Genomic DNA, 15,456 nt, shown 5'->3' on the forward strand with positions numbered 1-15,456 from the left:
AGGATAATGGAAGCCCGGTGGCAGGGCTTCCATTGAGGTCGAATTTAAACAGCAGCGGTCTTTAACTTCAAATAAGCCCGCTCTTCCTCATTCATCATGGGAGCCAACTGTTCATAAACAGTCTGGTGGTAGTGGTTGAGCCACTGTCGTTGAGAGCGGCTCAGTTCTTCTACATTGATTGCCCGGGTACAAATTGGTGCGAGAGTGATGGCTTCAAAACTCAGGAAGGAGCCAAACTCTGTTTCTGAATGCTCTTTGACCAACATGATATTTTCTATGCGTACACCATGGATCCCTTCGCGATAGATGCCGGGCTCATTGGTGATGATCATGCCAGGTTTGAGTGGTTCATTAATCAGCTTTTGACTGAAACCCTGGGGCCCTTCATGCACATTCAGGAAAAAGCCTACGCCGTGACCGGTGCCGCAGCCGTAATCAATGCCTTCTTTCCAGAGTGGTCCTCTGGCCAGTATGTCGAGATTGCAGCCACAGGAGCCTGTTTTAAAAACGGCTGTGGTCAGATCCACATGACCCTGAAGCACGAGAGTGTAATCTTTCTTCTCCTGTTCCGTCAGATCCCCATAAGAGAAGGTTCGGGTAATGTCTGTGGTGCCATCCGGGTACTGACCGCCAGAATCCACCAGGAAAAAGCTGCCTGGCTGAACGGTGACATCCGACTCATCGGAGGCTGCGTAGTGCATCATGGCTCCGTGTTCTCTGTAACCGGCAATGGTTCGGAAACTGTCTTCCTTGTAACCTTCCATTTCAGCGCGGAGTTGGGTCAGTTTGGCTTCGGCTGACAGTTCGGTAACGTTGCCGCCCGGAACCTCTGACTCCAGCCATTTCATAAACCGAACCATGGCAACGCCGTCTTTACGCAATGCTTGTCTGAAGTGTTCGATCTCGGTTTCATTCTTGATCGCTTTCATCGCAGTGCTGGGATTTTTTCCTTCTACCGCAGTCACTGAGTCAGGCAGAGCGTCAAAAATGGCTCGACTGGCTTTGGCAGGATCCAGTAATACACTGGCGTCGTCTGGTAATTGTGACAGAGAGGCCCAGACATTTTCGTAAGGCTGAGTCTCAACACCCGATTCGGCCAGATACTTTACCAGTTGATCGTCCAGCTTTTCAGAGTCAACAAACACGGTGGCCTGCTCATGGCCGACCAGTAAATAGCTGATAAAAACCGGGTTCATCGATACATCACTGCCACGCAGGTTAAGCGACCAGGCAATATCGTCAAGCGTCGACAGTAAATGGTAACCGGCATTTTTTTCTGTCATGACACTGCGAAGTGCTGACAACTTTTCCTGACAGCTTTTTCCTGCATAGCGATCTTCATGACGGAAAATCGCTTGAACAGGCAGTGCAGGGCGCTCTTCCCAAACAGCTGACAGCAAGTCATCGTCTGAGCTCAGTGTCACTGGTTTATCAGCGAAAGCATCTAACAAGCCCTTAGCCTGATTCTGACTGATGACTTTTCCGTCAAAGCCAATGACGGCGTTGTCCGATAACGTGTCTGCCAGCCACTCATTCAAAGACGGTACGCCCGGGTTAAACATTCGGAAGAGTTTGATGCCGGAACCTTCGAGTTCTTTTTCGGCCTGAATAAAGTAGCGGCCGTCGGTCCATAGACCGGCTTCTTCGCGGGTGACAACCAGTGTTCCGGCTGAACCGGTAAAGCCTGACAGCCAGGCTCTGCCCTTCCAGTAGTCTGCAACGTATTCACTGTTGTGAGCATCGTTGCTGGGCAGAATCCAGGCATCGACCTGCTTTTTTTGCATCAATTCCCGGAACTGACGAACTCTTTCTCTAATGGTATTCATGATCTTTCTTGTTCCACAGGTGCTTTTATCGGTCGTTATAGCTGCCATCTTGCAGCCTTCTGAGATTCAAAGAGTTTTGACTGTCAATGGCCGGTGGTAACAGGGCCTCGGGAATATTCTGATAACAGACGGGGCGGAGGAAACGCTGAATAGCGGATGATCCTACCGATGTTGTTCGACTGTCTGAGGCTGCCGGGTAAGGGCCCCCATGCACCATGGTATGGCAGACTTCAACACCGGTAGGAAAACCGTTGAACAGAATTCGACCGGCTTTTAATTCCAGCTCCTGAAATAAGGGTTTAGCCATACTGTGATCATTTTCATCACAGTACAGAGTGACGGTGAGCTGACCTTCCAGGCTGCGGGTGATATGCAGCATGTCCTCAAGGTCTGTGCAGCGAACCACCACCGCTGAGGGACCAAAAACTTCTTCAGAGAGTGTTTTGTCGTTTAAAAAGGTCTCAGAAGAGACACTGAACAACATGGGGTGGCATTGGTTGGGCGCAATGGCAGACTTGCAGGGGGTGTGAACAGTCATGTCATTTTTACTGAGCAGTTTATCGACCTTTTGGGCGTAGTTCCTGAAAATGCCGGGAGTCAGCATAGTCTGGGGTTCTGCTTCATCGAGTCTTTGGCCAATGTCGTCCAGTAAAGCGTCCAGCTCGGGACTGTCGATGGCAATCAGCAATCCTGGATTGGTACAAAACTGGCCTGCGCCCATGGTGAGAGAAGCGCAATACCCTTCAGCGAATTCACCGGCTTTTGTTTTCAGGGCTTCAGGAAGCAGGTAAACCGGATTGGTGCTGCCCATTTCAGCAAAGACCGGGATAGGTTCTGGACGGGCTGCAGCGTGTTTCATAAGAGCTTCGCCACCTGCCTGTGACCCTGTGAAACCAACGGCTTTGATAACCGGGTGGGAGACCAGTTGCTGTGCCACTTCGAAACCCTGGTCAAAGAGCAGAGAAAAAACACCCGGATGCAGGTCGCAATCTTTCACGGCCTGCTGAATCGCCAGACCTATGATTTCAGAGGTGCCCGGGTGAGCATTGTGCGCTTTTGCAATAACCGGAGCCCCTGCGGCCAGAGCTGAGAGGGTATCGCCACCCGCTACTGAAAAAGCCAGCGGAAAATTACTGGCTCCGAATACGGCTACAGGCCCCAGCGGGACATAGCTTCGGCGTAAGTCAGGTCGAGGTAATGGCTGTCGATCGGGCAGGGCAGAATCCAGGGCGGGCGTTTGCCAGAGACCGCTTCTGACCACTTCTGCAAACATCTTTATCTGCCCGATCGTTCTGCCTTTTTCACCTTGAATCCGGGCGGCGGGTAATCCGGTTTCGGAACCGGCAATGGTGACCAGTTCATCATCGAGTTGTTCAATGTGATGGGCAATGGTGTCTAAAAAATGAGCGCGCAGCTCTGCAGAGGTTTGACGGTAACTCTGAAACGCTTCGGTCGCCAAAGCGCAGGCCCTGTCTACGTCAGCAGAGGTAGCGCTGCCATAAACAGGGCCTGTTTCTTTATTCGTTGCCGGATTAATGGCTTGAAATGAGCTTTCTTGTCCCTGGATCTGATCTTGACCCAATAACAGTTTTCCTGCGATTGACATGAGGTTCCTCGTTTTTTTTTATTGTGTTCATTCCTTTGGCACCCAGTGCTTCAGGAATGTGTTCCTCTCCCATGGCCGTTGGCTGAACGTCCCATGGCTATGAAGCAGCTACCTGACTGAATGGATAGCTTCAGTCGTGTAGCTGTTTCTGACTGTCTATGGCTGCAGGCGATTTGGCGACAGATATCCAGAACAAATCAGGAGGACTGGTTTTGCTTCAGATAGCCAACCAATGCGTCATACGACTCCAGAATATGTTCTTTGGTTAACTGAGCTGCCAGTTCTGCATCGCCCTTGGCGCAGGCTTCAAATATGCCCATATGCTCTTTTCTTGCCGTATCCATGCCGTCTGTAAGGATCAGCTGGGCACGAAGATAAGGGTCAACCCGGTCAATAGCACCGTCAATCACCTTAAGGTGGTAGGGACGGTTGGAGTCTCTGTAAAGAGTTTCATGGAACAGCCGGTTCCATTCCCCCCATCGAGCGGGATCGGTTTCATCACTGAATGCATCGCAATACGCACGAGCTTCTTCCAGTGTTTCCTGGGTCATATTCTCAACGGCCTTGACCATAATCAGCGGCTCAAGGTTGGCTCTGAGTTCATAAATTTCCGCCACCATATCGGTAGACAGTGGTGTTACCACATAACCTTTATGACGTTGATTGAACACCAGCCCCTGGCTTTCCAGGCGCATCAAAGCTTCCCTGACAGGTATCCGGGAAACATTAAACAGTTTGGCAACATGTTCCTGTTTAACCGCTTTACCTGCCGGTAAACGACCACTGATGATTTCATCCCTGAGCGCATTAAAAATAATTTCTGAAGACGAAGCGGTCTTGGTCAGATCTACAGCGCGAGATTTTATTTCTTCATACACAATCAATTTCCTTGTTGTTTATGAGAGGTGTTCTGCGAAAGCTCAGCGCCGGTTCTGAACACCCTCAAATACTGTGACTTGGTCAACAATTTCGACTTCTTATCCAACCGTTACATTGTATCTGAGAGTCAGAGGTAAAAAAAGTATTGCATATTGGATACAATATGCAATACCGTATGAGTACATTATTTCAACACAGATGACTTAACTCGGAAGATTCATAACGTATCCAGCTTATTGCTCAGCTGTTTTCCTGGGCTGATACATGTTGTTAACACGGTCCATGATGGTTGTTTGAATTCGTCTACAGCTTGTTGTTACGTCAAAAAAAGAGCTGGCGCGATAACGACAAGGGGTGTTCGTATAGAACAAAGAATGAACATCCCCGAATTTCTGCAACCGGTGTGCAGACCCGAGTGACTTTATGGTTTTGCGGATTAATTCTCTTGAAATCATTTTCCCTCATAGCTGATGGAAAGCTCATAGATAAAATAAGGAAATAAGAACAATGTGGTCAGGTGTTATTCCAGCAGTCACTACTAAGTTCAGTGACCAGGACCAGCTGGATCTTCCAGAGATGAAGCGTTGCTTTGAATATATGATGGCCGCTGGATGTGACGGCTTTATCGTAGGTGGCTCTCTGGGTGAAGGCTCTATGTTGAGTACTGAAGAGAAGCTGACAGTCCTTAAGCTGGCCAAGGAAGCCAGCCAGATTAAGCCAACCCTGTTAACCATCAATGAGGCCTCCACCCGCGATGCCTGTGCACTGGCAGAAGAAGCTCGCCGTGCCGGCGCCGATGGCCTGATGATTGTACCAAGCCCCATCTATCATACCGATGAGCGTGAAACAGTAACCGCTCTGCGAGCAGTTGCAGAAGCGGGTGATTTACCTGTTATGATATATTCTAATCGTGTCGCCTATCGTGTGGATGTGACAACGAAGATGATGAAAGAGCTGGCAGAAGATTCCCGTTTTGTAGCGGTAAAAGAAAGCTCTGATGATATCCGTCGCACAACAGACATTGTTAACGCACTGGGCGATCGCTATAACATTCTGACCGGTGTTGATAACCTCGCTTTTGAAGCGATTACAGCAGGCGCTGTGGGCTGGGTGGCCGGTCTGGTGGTGGCATTCCCAAGAGAAACGGTTGCCATTTATCAGCTGATCCAGCAAGGGCGCTACGAAGAAGCCAGAGCTATTTATCGCTGGTTCCGTCCGCTGTTGGATCTCGATGTTTCAACCTATCTGGTGCAGAACATCAAATTAGCAGAAGCCATTGAAATTGAATCGACTGAACAGGTTCGTGCACCAAGATTGCCCCTGGTTGGAGCAAGAAGAGCTCATGTTGAGGCCGTCGTCAGAGAAGCCATAGCCTGTCGACCAGTTCTGCCAGAGTGGCGTTGATAAAGAGTTAAACACGCAAGTTGTACAAGGTTGTCTAGGGGTCTGTCGGACTTTTTCTCGCTACGGTCGGCTAAGTCCGACAGACCCCTAAGTTTGCGTGGGCTTTGGTCTGATATTTGCTCAGACTCAGGTGATGAGAAAGCGGGAGGGATACCTTGAATAATGATGCAGTCGATGTCCTGGTGATCGGTGCCGGCATAATTGGTCTGACAGTGGCTGAAAACCTTGTGGCCCAGGGACTCCGCGTCAAACTGGTAGAGAAAGAGGAAGTTGCCGCAGGTGCCAGCAGAGGTAATGCGGCGGGTTTGGCGTTCTCTGACATCATGCCACTGGCATCCCCCGGAATGGTAAAGAAATCCATCAAATGGTTGATGGATCCTCTGGGACCGTTTTCGGTTGTGGCCGGTGATCTTCCTTACACATTGCCGTGGCTGCTGCGTTTTCTGCATGCCTCCCGCTCTTCACAATTCGAAAAAAGTATTGTCGGTCAAGCCAGTCTGATGGAGCTTGGGCAAACCAGCTTTCAGACCGTGCTGGAGCGAACCGGTCTGGTGAGTATGGTCAGGGATAATGGTGCCCTGCATTTATACCAGAGCCGGGAGAGTTACCAGAAAGATCTGGCAAACTGGCAATACAGAGCCAGGCACGGACTGGATTACTCATGCTACGTAGGTCAGGCGTTGCATGAGTTCCAGTCCGGCCTTTCAGACCGGTTTCAGGCAGGCATTTTTGTGCCTGCCTGGAGTTCAGTGTCTGATCCGGCAGATTACTGCCATGCCTTGTACAAACATCTTATTCGTCGTGGTGCATCCGTCGTCTACGGCAACGTTAAAAGTATTGATCCGGGTAATGGATTACACGACCGTACTGTAGAAGTGATCCTTGACAGTGGTCAGCAGCTGGAAGCCAGACAGGTGGTCATTGCCGCCGGACCCTGGTCCGCCGAACTCAGCAAGCAACTGGGCGACAAGGTTCCAATGGTAGGGGAGCGTGGCTACAACACGACGCTGCCCCAGGCTGCACTCTCCACTCCAATAGATCGTACGCTGGTATTCAGTGACCATGGGTTTGTTTTCACACCTCTTGAAAACGGCTATCGAATTGGTGGTGCCTCTGAGATTGCCCGACTGGGGCGGTCGCCTGATTATCGACGTTCCAGATTAATGGCAGAAAAGGCTCGTCATTTTCTAACCGGACTTGAAATAAAGGATGGTAAAGAATGGATGGGCGCCAGACCTTCAACCCCCGACACTCTGCCCGTCATCGACTACTCAACAAAATCCCGAAATATTGTTTATGCCTTTGGTCATGGTCATCTGGGTCTGACTCAATCGACGGCAACAGCGCAACTGGTATCAGAACTTTTGCTCAGGGAATCTCCGAGCATTGATATCGAGCCATTACAAGTGAAACGTTTTGCGTGGAGATAAAAATAACTATGGCACGGCATACCTTCTTTTGTATTGATGGACATACCTGCGGCAACCCTGTTCGTGTAGTGGCGGGTGGTGCCCCCAGGCTTCAGGGTAAAACCATGCTGGAAAAGCGTGCTCACTTTCTTGAAGCGTTTGACTGGATAAGAACAGGTCTTATGTTCGAACCCAGAGGGCATGATGTGATGTCGGGTTCGATTCTTATGGAACCCACCCGGCCAGATTGCGATGTGGCCATTCTTTTTATTGAGACCTCTGGCTGTCTGCCCATGTGTGGCCATGGCACGATTGGTACAGTCACTATAGCGATCGAAAATGGACTGGTGACGCCCAGGGAACCTGGTGTCCTCAAGCTTGACACACCGGCAGGTGTAGTGACTGCGCAATACACCATGAAAGATGGCTTGGTTGAAGAAGTTCGCATTACCAATGTTCCTTCTTTTCTATACCGGGAAGGGCTGACCGCTGATTGTCCCGGTTTGGGCGAAATGACAGTAGACGTGGCTTATGGAGGAAACTTCTACGCCATTGTGGATCCCCAGAAAAACTTCACTGATGTGGAAGATTACACCGCAGCGGATTTGATTCGCTTCAGTCCTTTATTGAGGACGGCACTCAATGAGAAATACTCATTTCAGCATCCTGTCCAGCCTGACATAAAGGGACTCAGCCATATTCTCTGGACCGGCAAACCAGCAGCCGAAGGTGTGACGGCTCGAAATGCGGTGTTTTATGGCGACAAAGCCATTGACCGGTCTCCCTGTGGCACAGGTACTTCTTCAAGAATGGCTCAGTGGGCAGCTCAGGGTAAGTTGAGTGTCGGTGATGAGTTTATCCATGAAAGCTTTATCCAATCAGTCTTCAAGGGACGGGTAGAAAGTAAAACGACAGTGGGTGAGTTTGAGGCGATTATTCCCTCCATTGCCGGATGGGCCAGAGTGACTGGCCATAACACGATTTTTATTGATGACCGTGATCCCTTTGCCCACGGATTCATAGTGAGGTAACCCCATGAGAAGTCGTCAAACCCTTCATGTGGTCAGTTGCCATGCAGAAGGGGAAGTGGGGGATGTCATTGTCGGCGGTGTAGCCCCTCCGCCCGGTGAAACGCTTTGGGAGCAGTCTCGTTTTATTGCGGAAGACAATCGCCTGCGTAATTTTGTGCTGAATGAACCCCGGGGGGGAGTGTTCAGACATGTGAATCTACTGGTTCCAGCCAAACACCCTGAGGCGCAAATGGGCTGGATCATAATGGAGCCGGAAGACACTCCCCCCATGTCTGGCTCCAACTCAATGTGTGTCACCACAGTACTTCTGGAAACCGGTATTTTGCCCATGAAGGAACCGGTGACACACCTGACTTTGGAAGCTCCGGGTGGGCTTGTACGAGTTACAGCGCATTGCCGGGATGGCAAAGTAGAGCGAATCCGGGTGGCCAATGTGCCTTCTTTTGTTGGCCGGATGAATGCAACACTGGAAATAGAGGGGCTGGGGACTCTTAAAGTGGATACCGCGTTTGGCGGTGACAGTTTTGTCATGGCCAATGCCAGAGATCTTGGCTTTGAACTGGAGGCCCACGAGGCCCGCGATCTGGCTGAAACAGGAATACGCATTACCAATGCGGCCAACGAACAGCTGGGTTTTCACCACCCTGACAATAAAGATTGGCGACATCTGTCATTTTGTCAGATACATACGCCGGTATTTATGGAGCAGGGTAACAAGACCGTCAGAAATACCGTTGTCATCCAACCGGGAAAACTGGATCGGTCACCAACGGGCACGGGGGTATCTGCTCGCCTTGCAGTACTTCATGCCCGGGGTGAAATCGCCAAGGATGAAAAACTGGTGATGAAATCAATCATTGATTCCCGTTTTGAAGGGCAGATTCTTTCAACCACTCAGGTGGGTAACAAGGCTGCTATCTTGCCTGAAATTTCAGGGCGGGCCTGGATAACCGGCATTCATCAGCACATGCTGGATCCCTCTGACCCCTGGCCAGAAGGATACCGGATCAGTGATACCTGGCCGGATTTAAAGGGAGAGTAACCGGAATGGACATTTTATACATTACTCCGGACAAGGTTGAGGCTTTTCTATCATGGAACGGGGTGATGGAGGCCATGATCGAGGGCCATCGTCATGAAAAAGCTCAAATAGACGACATGTTTTTGCAGCAGAGTGACAATACGCTGCTCAATCGTGCAGCCGCTATCCAGGGGTTGGGAATGGGTGTTAAGTGTGCCAGCATCTTCCCGGGTAACACGTCACTCTTTCCACCACAGCCTTCCGTGAATTCAATGTTTCTGTTGTTTAATGAAACCACAGGGAAGGTGGACTCGTTGATAGATGGCAACTTTCTCACCAAGTGGAAAACGGCAGGGGATTCCGTTCTGGGTAGCCGGTTTCTAGCCAGGCCTGACAGTCGCACCCTGACTATTCTGGGCGCGGGTGTAGTGGCCGAATCTTTGATCTCGGCGTATACCGACGCCTTTCCAAAACTGGATCAAGTGCTGATCTGGAACCGCAGCCATGTCAGGGCCGAACGTCTGGCGGATCGACTGACGTCACTGGCTTTACCGGTAAAAGCTGTTCTCAATTTGCAGGAAGCCGTTGAAAGGGCTGATATTCTCTCTTCAGCCACTATGTCGAAAGAGCCTCTGATTAAGGGAAGCTGGGTTCAGCCCGGCACTCATGTTGATCTCATCGGAGCATTTCGGCCTGACATGCGCGAAGCCGATGATGACCTTGTGCGACAGTCGAGTCTTTTTGTCGATGCCAGAGAAACAACGTTGGACGATATTGGCGAGCTGAGCATCCCCATCGCCAAGGGTGTGATTGGCAGGGAAGATGTGCGGGGAGATTTTTATGATCTCTGTAACGGCAGTGAGCGGCGAGAGTCAGATTCTGAAATTACTCTTTTCAAGAATGGTGGTGGTGCCCACCTTGATCTGATGACGGCAAAGTACATTTGTCGTGTAGCAGATTCCCTCCACAAATACTGAGTCAAAGCCAGACACTACAACAACAATAATAAATCACAGGCAGTGCTTCGATGCTTTCTAAATATCCTTTCAGGAAAGGGCTGCTGGGCTTTTCCCTGATATTTCTGACCGCCTGTTCGGGGCCCTGGAATAATCCCAATGGACCCGAGCCGGATAATAAAATCACCTACAATGCCAGTTATATCAGTCAGCCTAAACATCTGGATCCAGTGAGAGCCTACAGTTCTGACGAAGGGATGTTTGTTGATCAGATTTATGAGCCCCCCCTGCAGTATCATTATCTGAAGCGGCCTTACGAGCTTGAACCCATGACCGCTTCAGCCATGCCGACGGTGACTTATCTTGATGAGCAATTACAACCACTGGAAGACGAAGCACAGGACCCTGCTTTCAGTTTGATCACTATTAAATTGAAGCCCGGTATTCGGTTCCAGCCGCATCCGGCATTTGCAAGCAATGAGCAGGGGGAAAGTCTTTATCTGTTCGATGTTCCTGAGCAGAGCAAAGCGTATGTTTTATTGTCGGATTTTGCTCAGACCGATACCCGTCAGCTGGTATCGGACGATTACATTTACCAGATGAAACGGATGGCTGATTCAGCGACTAAGTTTCCACTGTTTGGTTTGATGTCCGATTATATTGTCGGGATGCCAGAGCTCTCCCGTCAGATTGAGGCCGCTAAAGTTGAAGGGCAGTGGCTTGATTTGCGTGAATATCATCTAGAAGGAGTCGAGCGGATTGATGACCTGACTTATACCATTCGTATCAAAGGCGTTTACCCGCAGTTTATCTATTGGCTGGCCATGCGTTTTTTTGCACCGATTCCCTGGGAAGCGGATCGTTTCTATCACAATCCGGGTTTTATCGAAAAAAATCTGGTCCTGGACTGGAATCCGGTGGGTACTGGTCCCTTTATGATGGTCAGCAATAAACCCAACCGGGAGATTATTCTGGAACGTAACCCGAATTATCGCGAGGACTTCTATCCAACAGAGGGTATGAAAGACGATAAAGAACGGGGTTACCTGAAAGATGCCGGTAAGCGGATCCCTTTTATTGATCGGGCTGTCTATCGAATGGACAGTGCAACCCCTCAGTGGGCCAAGTTCATGCAGGGATACTATGATCGTTCCGGCGAAGATTCTTCCAATGTTAACTCAGCCACTTTTGATCAGGCATTTTCCGTGGGTCCGGATGGTCTGGACTTAACTCCGGAGCTGATGGCCCACAATATCAAGGTGGATGAAGAAATACGCCCCTCGATCAATTATACCGCCTTCAATATGAGAGACCCCGTGGTGGGTGGATATACGGAAGACAAACAGAAGTTACGTCAGGCCATCAGTATTGCCTGGGACGATCAGGAATTCGTCGATATTTTTCAAAATGGACTGGGCAAGTCGGCCCATGGTCCGGTCCCTCCGGGTTTGTATGGGTTCAGAGAGGGACGTGAAGGCATCAACCCTTACGTATACGAATGGAATGAACAGTCCTCAAAGCCGGAGCGTAAGTCACTGGACTATGCAAGACGACTGTTGTCCGAGGCGGGTTACCCCAATGGACGTCAGAGGGAAACCGGCGAACCACTGATTATTTACCTCGATACTACCAGTCGCGATAGTAGCCCGAATTCTGACTGGATGCGCAGACAATTGCAGAAGCTGGGTGTTCAGCTGGAGTTCCGCGTGACGGATTTCTCCCGTTTTAAAGAGAAAGTCAGGCAGGGTAATACGCAGATTTTCAGCTGGGGCTGGCTGGCCGACTACCCTGATCCTGAAAATTTTTTGTTTCTTTTAGACAGTCGTCAGGGAAGCCTCAAGTGTCATTGCGATGGCTCTAATTACATTAATTATGACCGTCCCGAATACGATGCGCTTTACGACAAGGTTAAAACACTCACTAATGGCCCTGAGCGATTGGCTGCTATTCATGAGATGGTCGCTATCGTTCAGAAAGATGCTCCCTGGATCTGGGGTTATAACGTCAAGGACTACTTTTTGGCCAACCAGTGGTTGTCGAATACCAAACGACATGGTATCAGTTACTCAACCTTGAAATATGTGCGGGTCGATCCCGAGTTGCGGGCACGACACCAGCAGGAATGGAATCAGCCTAATCTGGTGCCTTTAGCAGGTACTTTAATAGCGCTCTTTGGGCTGTTCATTCCTGTGGTAGGGGCTTTTCGTCGTAGACAGAAGCTGACTATAGAAACGGAAGATTAAGAGCTCCCGATGCTGCTGTGAGAGGAGTTCAAAGAGAACGATAAAAAAAGGACTCCATGAAAAAAAGATTAACTGCGATTGCCATTCCTGTTTTGTGTGTGGCTGCTACAGTATCGGTGTTGAATATCTTCAAGAGTAAAACAGAGATTCAGCAGGAGGCTGATTCTGTGGTCATTGAATTAACCGAAAATATTGATGTTGAGGGTGTAGAAAAAATCACCTTCAATATTCCTTCGGGTTCAGCCAAATTTGTTAGTACGGATACTCAGAACCTTAAATTGAATATTGCGGTGACCGCTTCGAGCGAGCAAGACGGCAAAGCTTCTGAACCCTCCGTAACAATAGAGCGGATGGAAGAAGGTGCGGTGTTAACGGTTGAAATTGATGAAGACAACTCGCCTCAGGAGTGGGTTGTGGAACTTCCCTTGTCGAAAGAAATTGAACTGAATCTGGGTGCGGGCAGCATTGATATTGCTGAAGTGACCGCAGAATCCCGTTTCAACCTGGGAGCAGGCAAAATTAACATCGATGAACTCAGCCACACTGCCACCGTTGGGGTAGGGGCTGGCAAGGTGACCATAAACAGTCAATTAGAAGACTTTAATAGTTTGGCTCTTAATGTCGGGATCGGTAGCACGGCTATTGAAGGTTACGATCAGGTAGGCACGGGGTCGTCCCGTGTAATCGCGCCCAGCGTCGACTATAAAGGAGCAGGCTCTTATGATCTGGATGTCTCGATAGGAACCGGCAAGATCAGTCTTATTCATTGATTGGCACCGGGTGGCTCTATAGAAATGGCCACCCGTTGTATGATGACTGTCGTTCAGGCGGTAAGACGTTGTCTTAGCTTCTGATGCACTATCCCCATTAACACAATAGCAATGGTGCCGCTTAACACTGGAGACAGCAAAAAACCCCAGCTTTCACCCGCCAGCATGATCAAAATAGGGTTGGCTCCTGCAGGAGGGTGAGTGGTTTTGGTCAACAGCATTCCCGTAATGGCCAGGCCGGTAGCAGCGGCCAGACTCAAAGCACTGATTTCAAAGTATTGGCTGAATGCCACACCAATAAAGGCGGTCAGTAAATGACCAAAAATAACATTTTTGGGTCGTGCCAGAGGACTTTCAGGAATACCAAACACCAGCACAGCGGTTGCTCCAAACGGGGCCATCAGAAAGACCAGCTCCGGTTGCATATTTTCGGCATATCCCAGCATGGCTATGGTGATGGCAGCTGCAACGCCAGAAAGAATGGGTAATAGAAAACGTTTCATACATCTGTACCGTATTAAAAGGGGGAGACCAATCTGTCTACTCGGTGAGTGGTAGACAGGTCGGTCTACTTCTGTCAATATGCGCATTCTGCGTATGAGGTATGACATGGTCGATAAACGAGCACTGTTGACAGAAACAGCCCTGCAGCTCTTTTATAAAAAGGGCATCAATTCCGTGGGCATTAATGAAGTACTGCAGGTGTCCGGTGTTGCGAAAAAAACGCTCTATAACCACTTTGCCAGTAAAGACGCTCTGATACTGGCTACGCTGACAGCCAGAGATGAAGTCTTTATCAACTGGATCAGTGAGCAGCTGGATCAGGCAATGAATCATAATGAGGTGGTCGACAGACTTTTTCTGTCACTCTCAAACTGGTTCAATGACAAGGTCCCTGAGCTGACCCCTTTCAAAGGCTGTTTTTTTATCAATGCCAGTGCCGAGTGCAGCCCTCACAGTGATGAAGTTGCTCAGTACTGCAGGAAACACAAGTCCAAGGTCAGGGAAACCATCCGGAGCAAACTGCCGGGTTATTCCGATGAAATTATTGATGGACTCTGCTTGTTGAAAGAAGGGGCAATTGCTACGGCGTTTGTCAGTGGTGATAAAAAAGCGGCAGACAAATGCCTGCCTTTGGCATTGAAGCTGATTCAGTAGTGTACTGGATTAAATACGTAAGAAAGTCCATACATTGTTTTGCTGTGCAGACAGTATCTGGGCTTCAATGGTGCATAAACATCATTGATGTTGGCTTTACTGGCTTTTTCCTCATCAGCCACATCCGCGTTGTAATGAAGAGCATCAATACCATCCAGAATATTAACTCGCCAGTCGGTATGATGCTGGTGAATAGTAATCCAGATAGAGTCGTCTTTTTCTGAGGTGTAGGTGATCGCCTGTTCCAGTTGTAAAGGCACCATTTCTATACGTTCATTGCCATCTTTGGTGATAAATTTCAGTTCTTTGCGGTTCTTGACCTTCACGGTATATTGGAATTTCCGATCATTATTAATGACCCAGCGGGCTAGCCCTTCCATGGGAATCATGGCGGTATTCAGAGCATGGCTGCCAATCAATGTATTGAATTTTGAGTATCGCCTTTCATTCAGTTTGCCAGCACTAACACCGATCATATGAAGCCGTTCCCAGGATCGACCAAGACCTGATTCCCGGTCGCCAATATCCTGGGAAGTCGATTCACTGTGAATCATACCTGCCTTGGATCGTGCCATATCGCCGGGGTAGGGACCGATATGCCCAATCAGATTCGATAGAGACCGGTCGTAGTCTGATAGCCTATGAAAGCGTTCGGGTATGTGTTTGGTGGCGTACCATACTGGGGTCGAAGAGACTTTATAGCCCTTAGAGCTCGTCCTGAAGCTAAACATTCTGAAGTCTTCCCTGATTCATTCAATGGATGCTCAAGCGGGATACCCTATCTTAGAGGAAGTAATTTCACAACTTAATTAATTAAGGCGGGTGCATAAGAAGAGTGGTATGGCTGGCTTAATACGGAGCAAGTAATCAAACGACATTTGGTGTTAAAAGTCTTTTGTTGTTTTACTCGTTGCCCAAGGTGGAGTCAATGTATCAATAGCGAATCTTGATGAAAGAAATCAGTCGTTTGTAATGGGTCTGCAGCAGAAGCGCCCTCAACATATTGTTTGAAGACGCTCCCGATTTGTAACTATTCAGCACCCCTGATGATTTTACAGGGATAAAAGGTTTTGGTTATAAGCCATGCCACACTTGAGTTTCAGAGGTACAAATATGCTGTACTTTCGTTTATCTCGTGGGTAGTTGCGGCAAT

General features: G+C 49.1%; 13 protein-coding genes. 8 read left to right on the forward strand and 5 right to left on the reverse strand.

The genetic code is table 11. The features are described 5' to 3' along the window. Positions 1–44: 44 nt before the first annotated feature. The 3 genes from ACR2PX_RS09670 to ACR2PX_RS09680 all read right to left on the reverse strand — a co-directional run bounded on the left by ACR2PX_RS09670 (position 45) and on the right by ACR2PX_RS09680 (position 4,310). Positions 45–1,826, reverse strand: coding sequence for an aminopeptidase P family protein (locus tag ACR2PX_RS09670; RefSeq protein WP_433999153.1), 1,782 nt, complete (start codon positions 1,824–1,826; stop codon positions 45–47). 25 nt (positions 1,827–1,851) lie between these two features. Continuing rightward, entirely contained in the window at positions 1,852–3,432 is a 1,581-nt protein-coding gene (locus tag ACR2PX_RS09675; protein WP_433999154.1) for an aldehyde dehydrogenase (NADP(+)), read from the reverse strand. 197 nt (positions 3,433–3,629) lie between these two features. Next, a complete protein-coding gene (locus ACR2PX_RS09680) occupies positions 3,630–4,310 on the reverse strand; it encodes a GntR family transcriptional regulator (protein ID WP_433999155.1) in 681 nt (226 codons plus the stop codon). 508 nt (positions 4,311–4,818) lie between these two features. On the opposite strand from ACR2PX_RS09680, the gene ACR2PX_RS09685 reads away from it, so the two are divergent. The 7 genes from ACR2PX_RS09685 (at position 4,819) to ACR2PX_RS09715 (ending at position 13,145) form a co-directional block, all read left to right on the forward strand. Next, a complete protein-coding gene (locus tag ACR2PX_RS09685; protein ID WP_433999156.1) occupies positions 4,819–5,715 on the forward strand; it encodes a dihydrodipicolinate synthase family protein in 897 nt (298 codons plus the stop codon). Between the two features lie 155 nt (positions 5,716–5,870). After that, the gene (locus ACR2PX_RS09690; RefSeq protein ID WP_433999157.1) at positions 5,871–7,145 is read left to right on the forward strand and encodes an NAD(P)/FAD-dependent oxidoreductase; all 1,275 of its coding nucleotides are present in this window, start codon (positions 5,871–5,873) and stop codon (positions 7,143–7,145) included. Positions 7,146–7,153: 8 nt separating this feature from the next. Continuing rightward, complete coding sequence (locus tag ACR2PX_RS09695) at positions 7,154–8,155, forward strand: 4-hydroxyproline epimerase (RefSeq protein WP_433999158.1); 1,002 nt, start codon at positions 7,154–7,156, stop codon at positions 8,153–8,155. 4 nt (positions 8,156–8,159) lie between these two features. Further along, positions 8,160–9,197: a trans-3-hydroxy-L-proline dehydratase gene (locus tag ACR2PX_RS09700; protein ID WP_433999159.1), complete on the forward strand. Its 1,038-nt coding sequence runs from the start codon at positions 8,160–8,162 to the stop codon at positions 9,195–9,197. A gap of 5 nt (positions 9,198–9,202) precedes the next feature. Then, positions 9,203–10,153, forward strand: coding sequence for an ornithine cyclodeaminase family protein (locus tag ACR2PX_RS09705; RefSeq protein ID WP_433999160.1), 951 nt, complete (start codon positions 9,203–9,205; stop codon positions 10,151–10,153). A gap of 50 nt (positions 10,154–10,203) precedes the next feature. Further along, positions 10,204–12,375, forward strand: a complete 2,172-nt coding sequence (locus ACR2PX_RS09710) for an ABC transporter substrate-binding protein (RefSeq protein ID WP_433999161.1) — start codon at positions 10,204–10,206, stop codon at positions 12,373–12,375. 56 nt (positions 12,376–12,431) lie between these two features. Beyond that, on the forward strand, positions 12,432–13,145 hold the full coding sequence (locus tag ACR2PX_RS09715; RefSeq protein WP_433999162.1) for a hypothetical protein: 714 nt from the start codon (positions 12,432–12,434) through the stop codon (positions 13,143–13,145). 53 nt (positions 13,146–13,198) lie between these two features. On the opposite strand, the gene ACR2PX_RS09720 is transcribed toward ACR2PX_RS09715, so the two are convergent. Then, positions 13,199–13,648 (reverse strand): HPP family protein, encoded by a 450-nt coding sequence (locus tag ACR2PX_RS09720; protein WP_433999163.1) that lies wholly within the window; start codon positions 13,646–13,648, stop codon positions 13,199–13,201. Between the two features lie 106 nt (positions 13,649–13,754). Here ACR2PX_RS09720 and ACR2PX_RS09725 point away from each other — a divergent pair, with 106 nt between their 5' ends. Further along, the gene (locus tag ACR2PX_RS09725; protein WP_433999164.1) at positions 13,755–14,303 is read left to right on the forward strand and encodes a TetR/AcrR family transcriptional regulator; all 549 of its coding nucleotides are present in this window, start codon (positions 13,755–13,757) and stop codon (positions 14,301–14,303) included. Here ACR2PX_RS09725 and ACR2PX_RS09730 read toward each other — a convergent pair. Continuing rightward, positions 14,297–15,034 carry a hypothetical protein gene (locus ACR2PX_RS09730; RefSeq protein ID WP_433999165.1) on the reverse strand — a complete coding sequence of 246 codons (738 nt, stop codon included), beginning with the start codon at positions 15,032–15,034 and terminating at the stop codon, positions 14,297–14,299. The two genes, ACR2PX_RS09725 and ACR2PX_RS09730, sit on opposite strands and share 7 nt — an antisense overlap. Between the last annotated feature and the right edge of the window lie 422 nt (positions 15,035–15,456).

This window comes from Endozoicomonas sp. (genome assembly GCF_051008435.1).
GTDB lineage: Bacteria > Pseudomonadota > Gammaproteobacteria > Pseudomonadales > Endozoicomonadaceae > Endozoicomonas_A.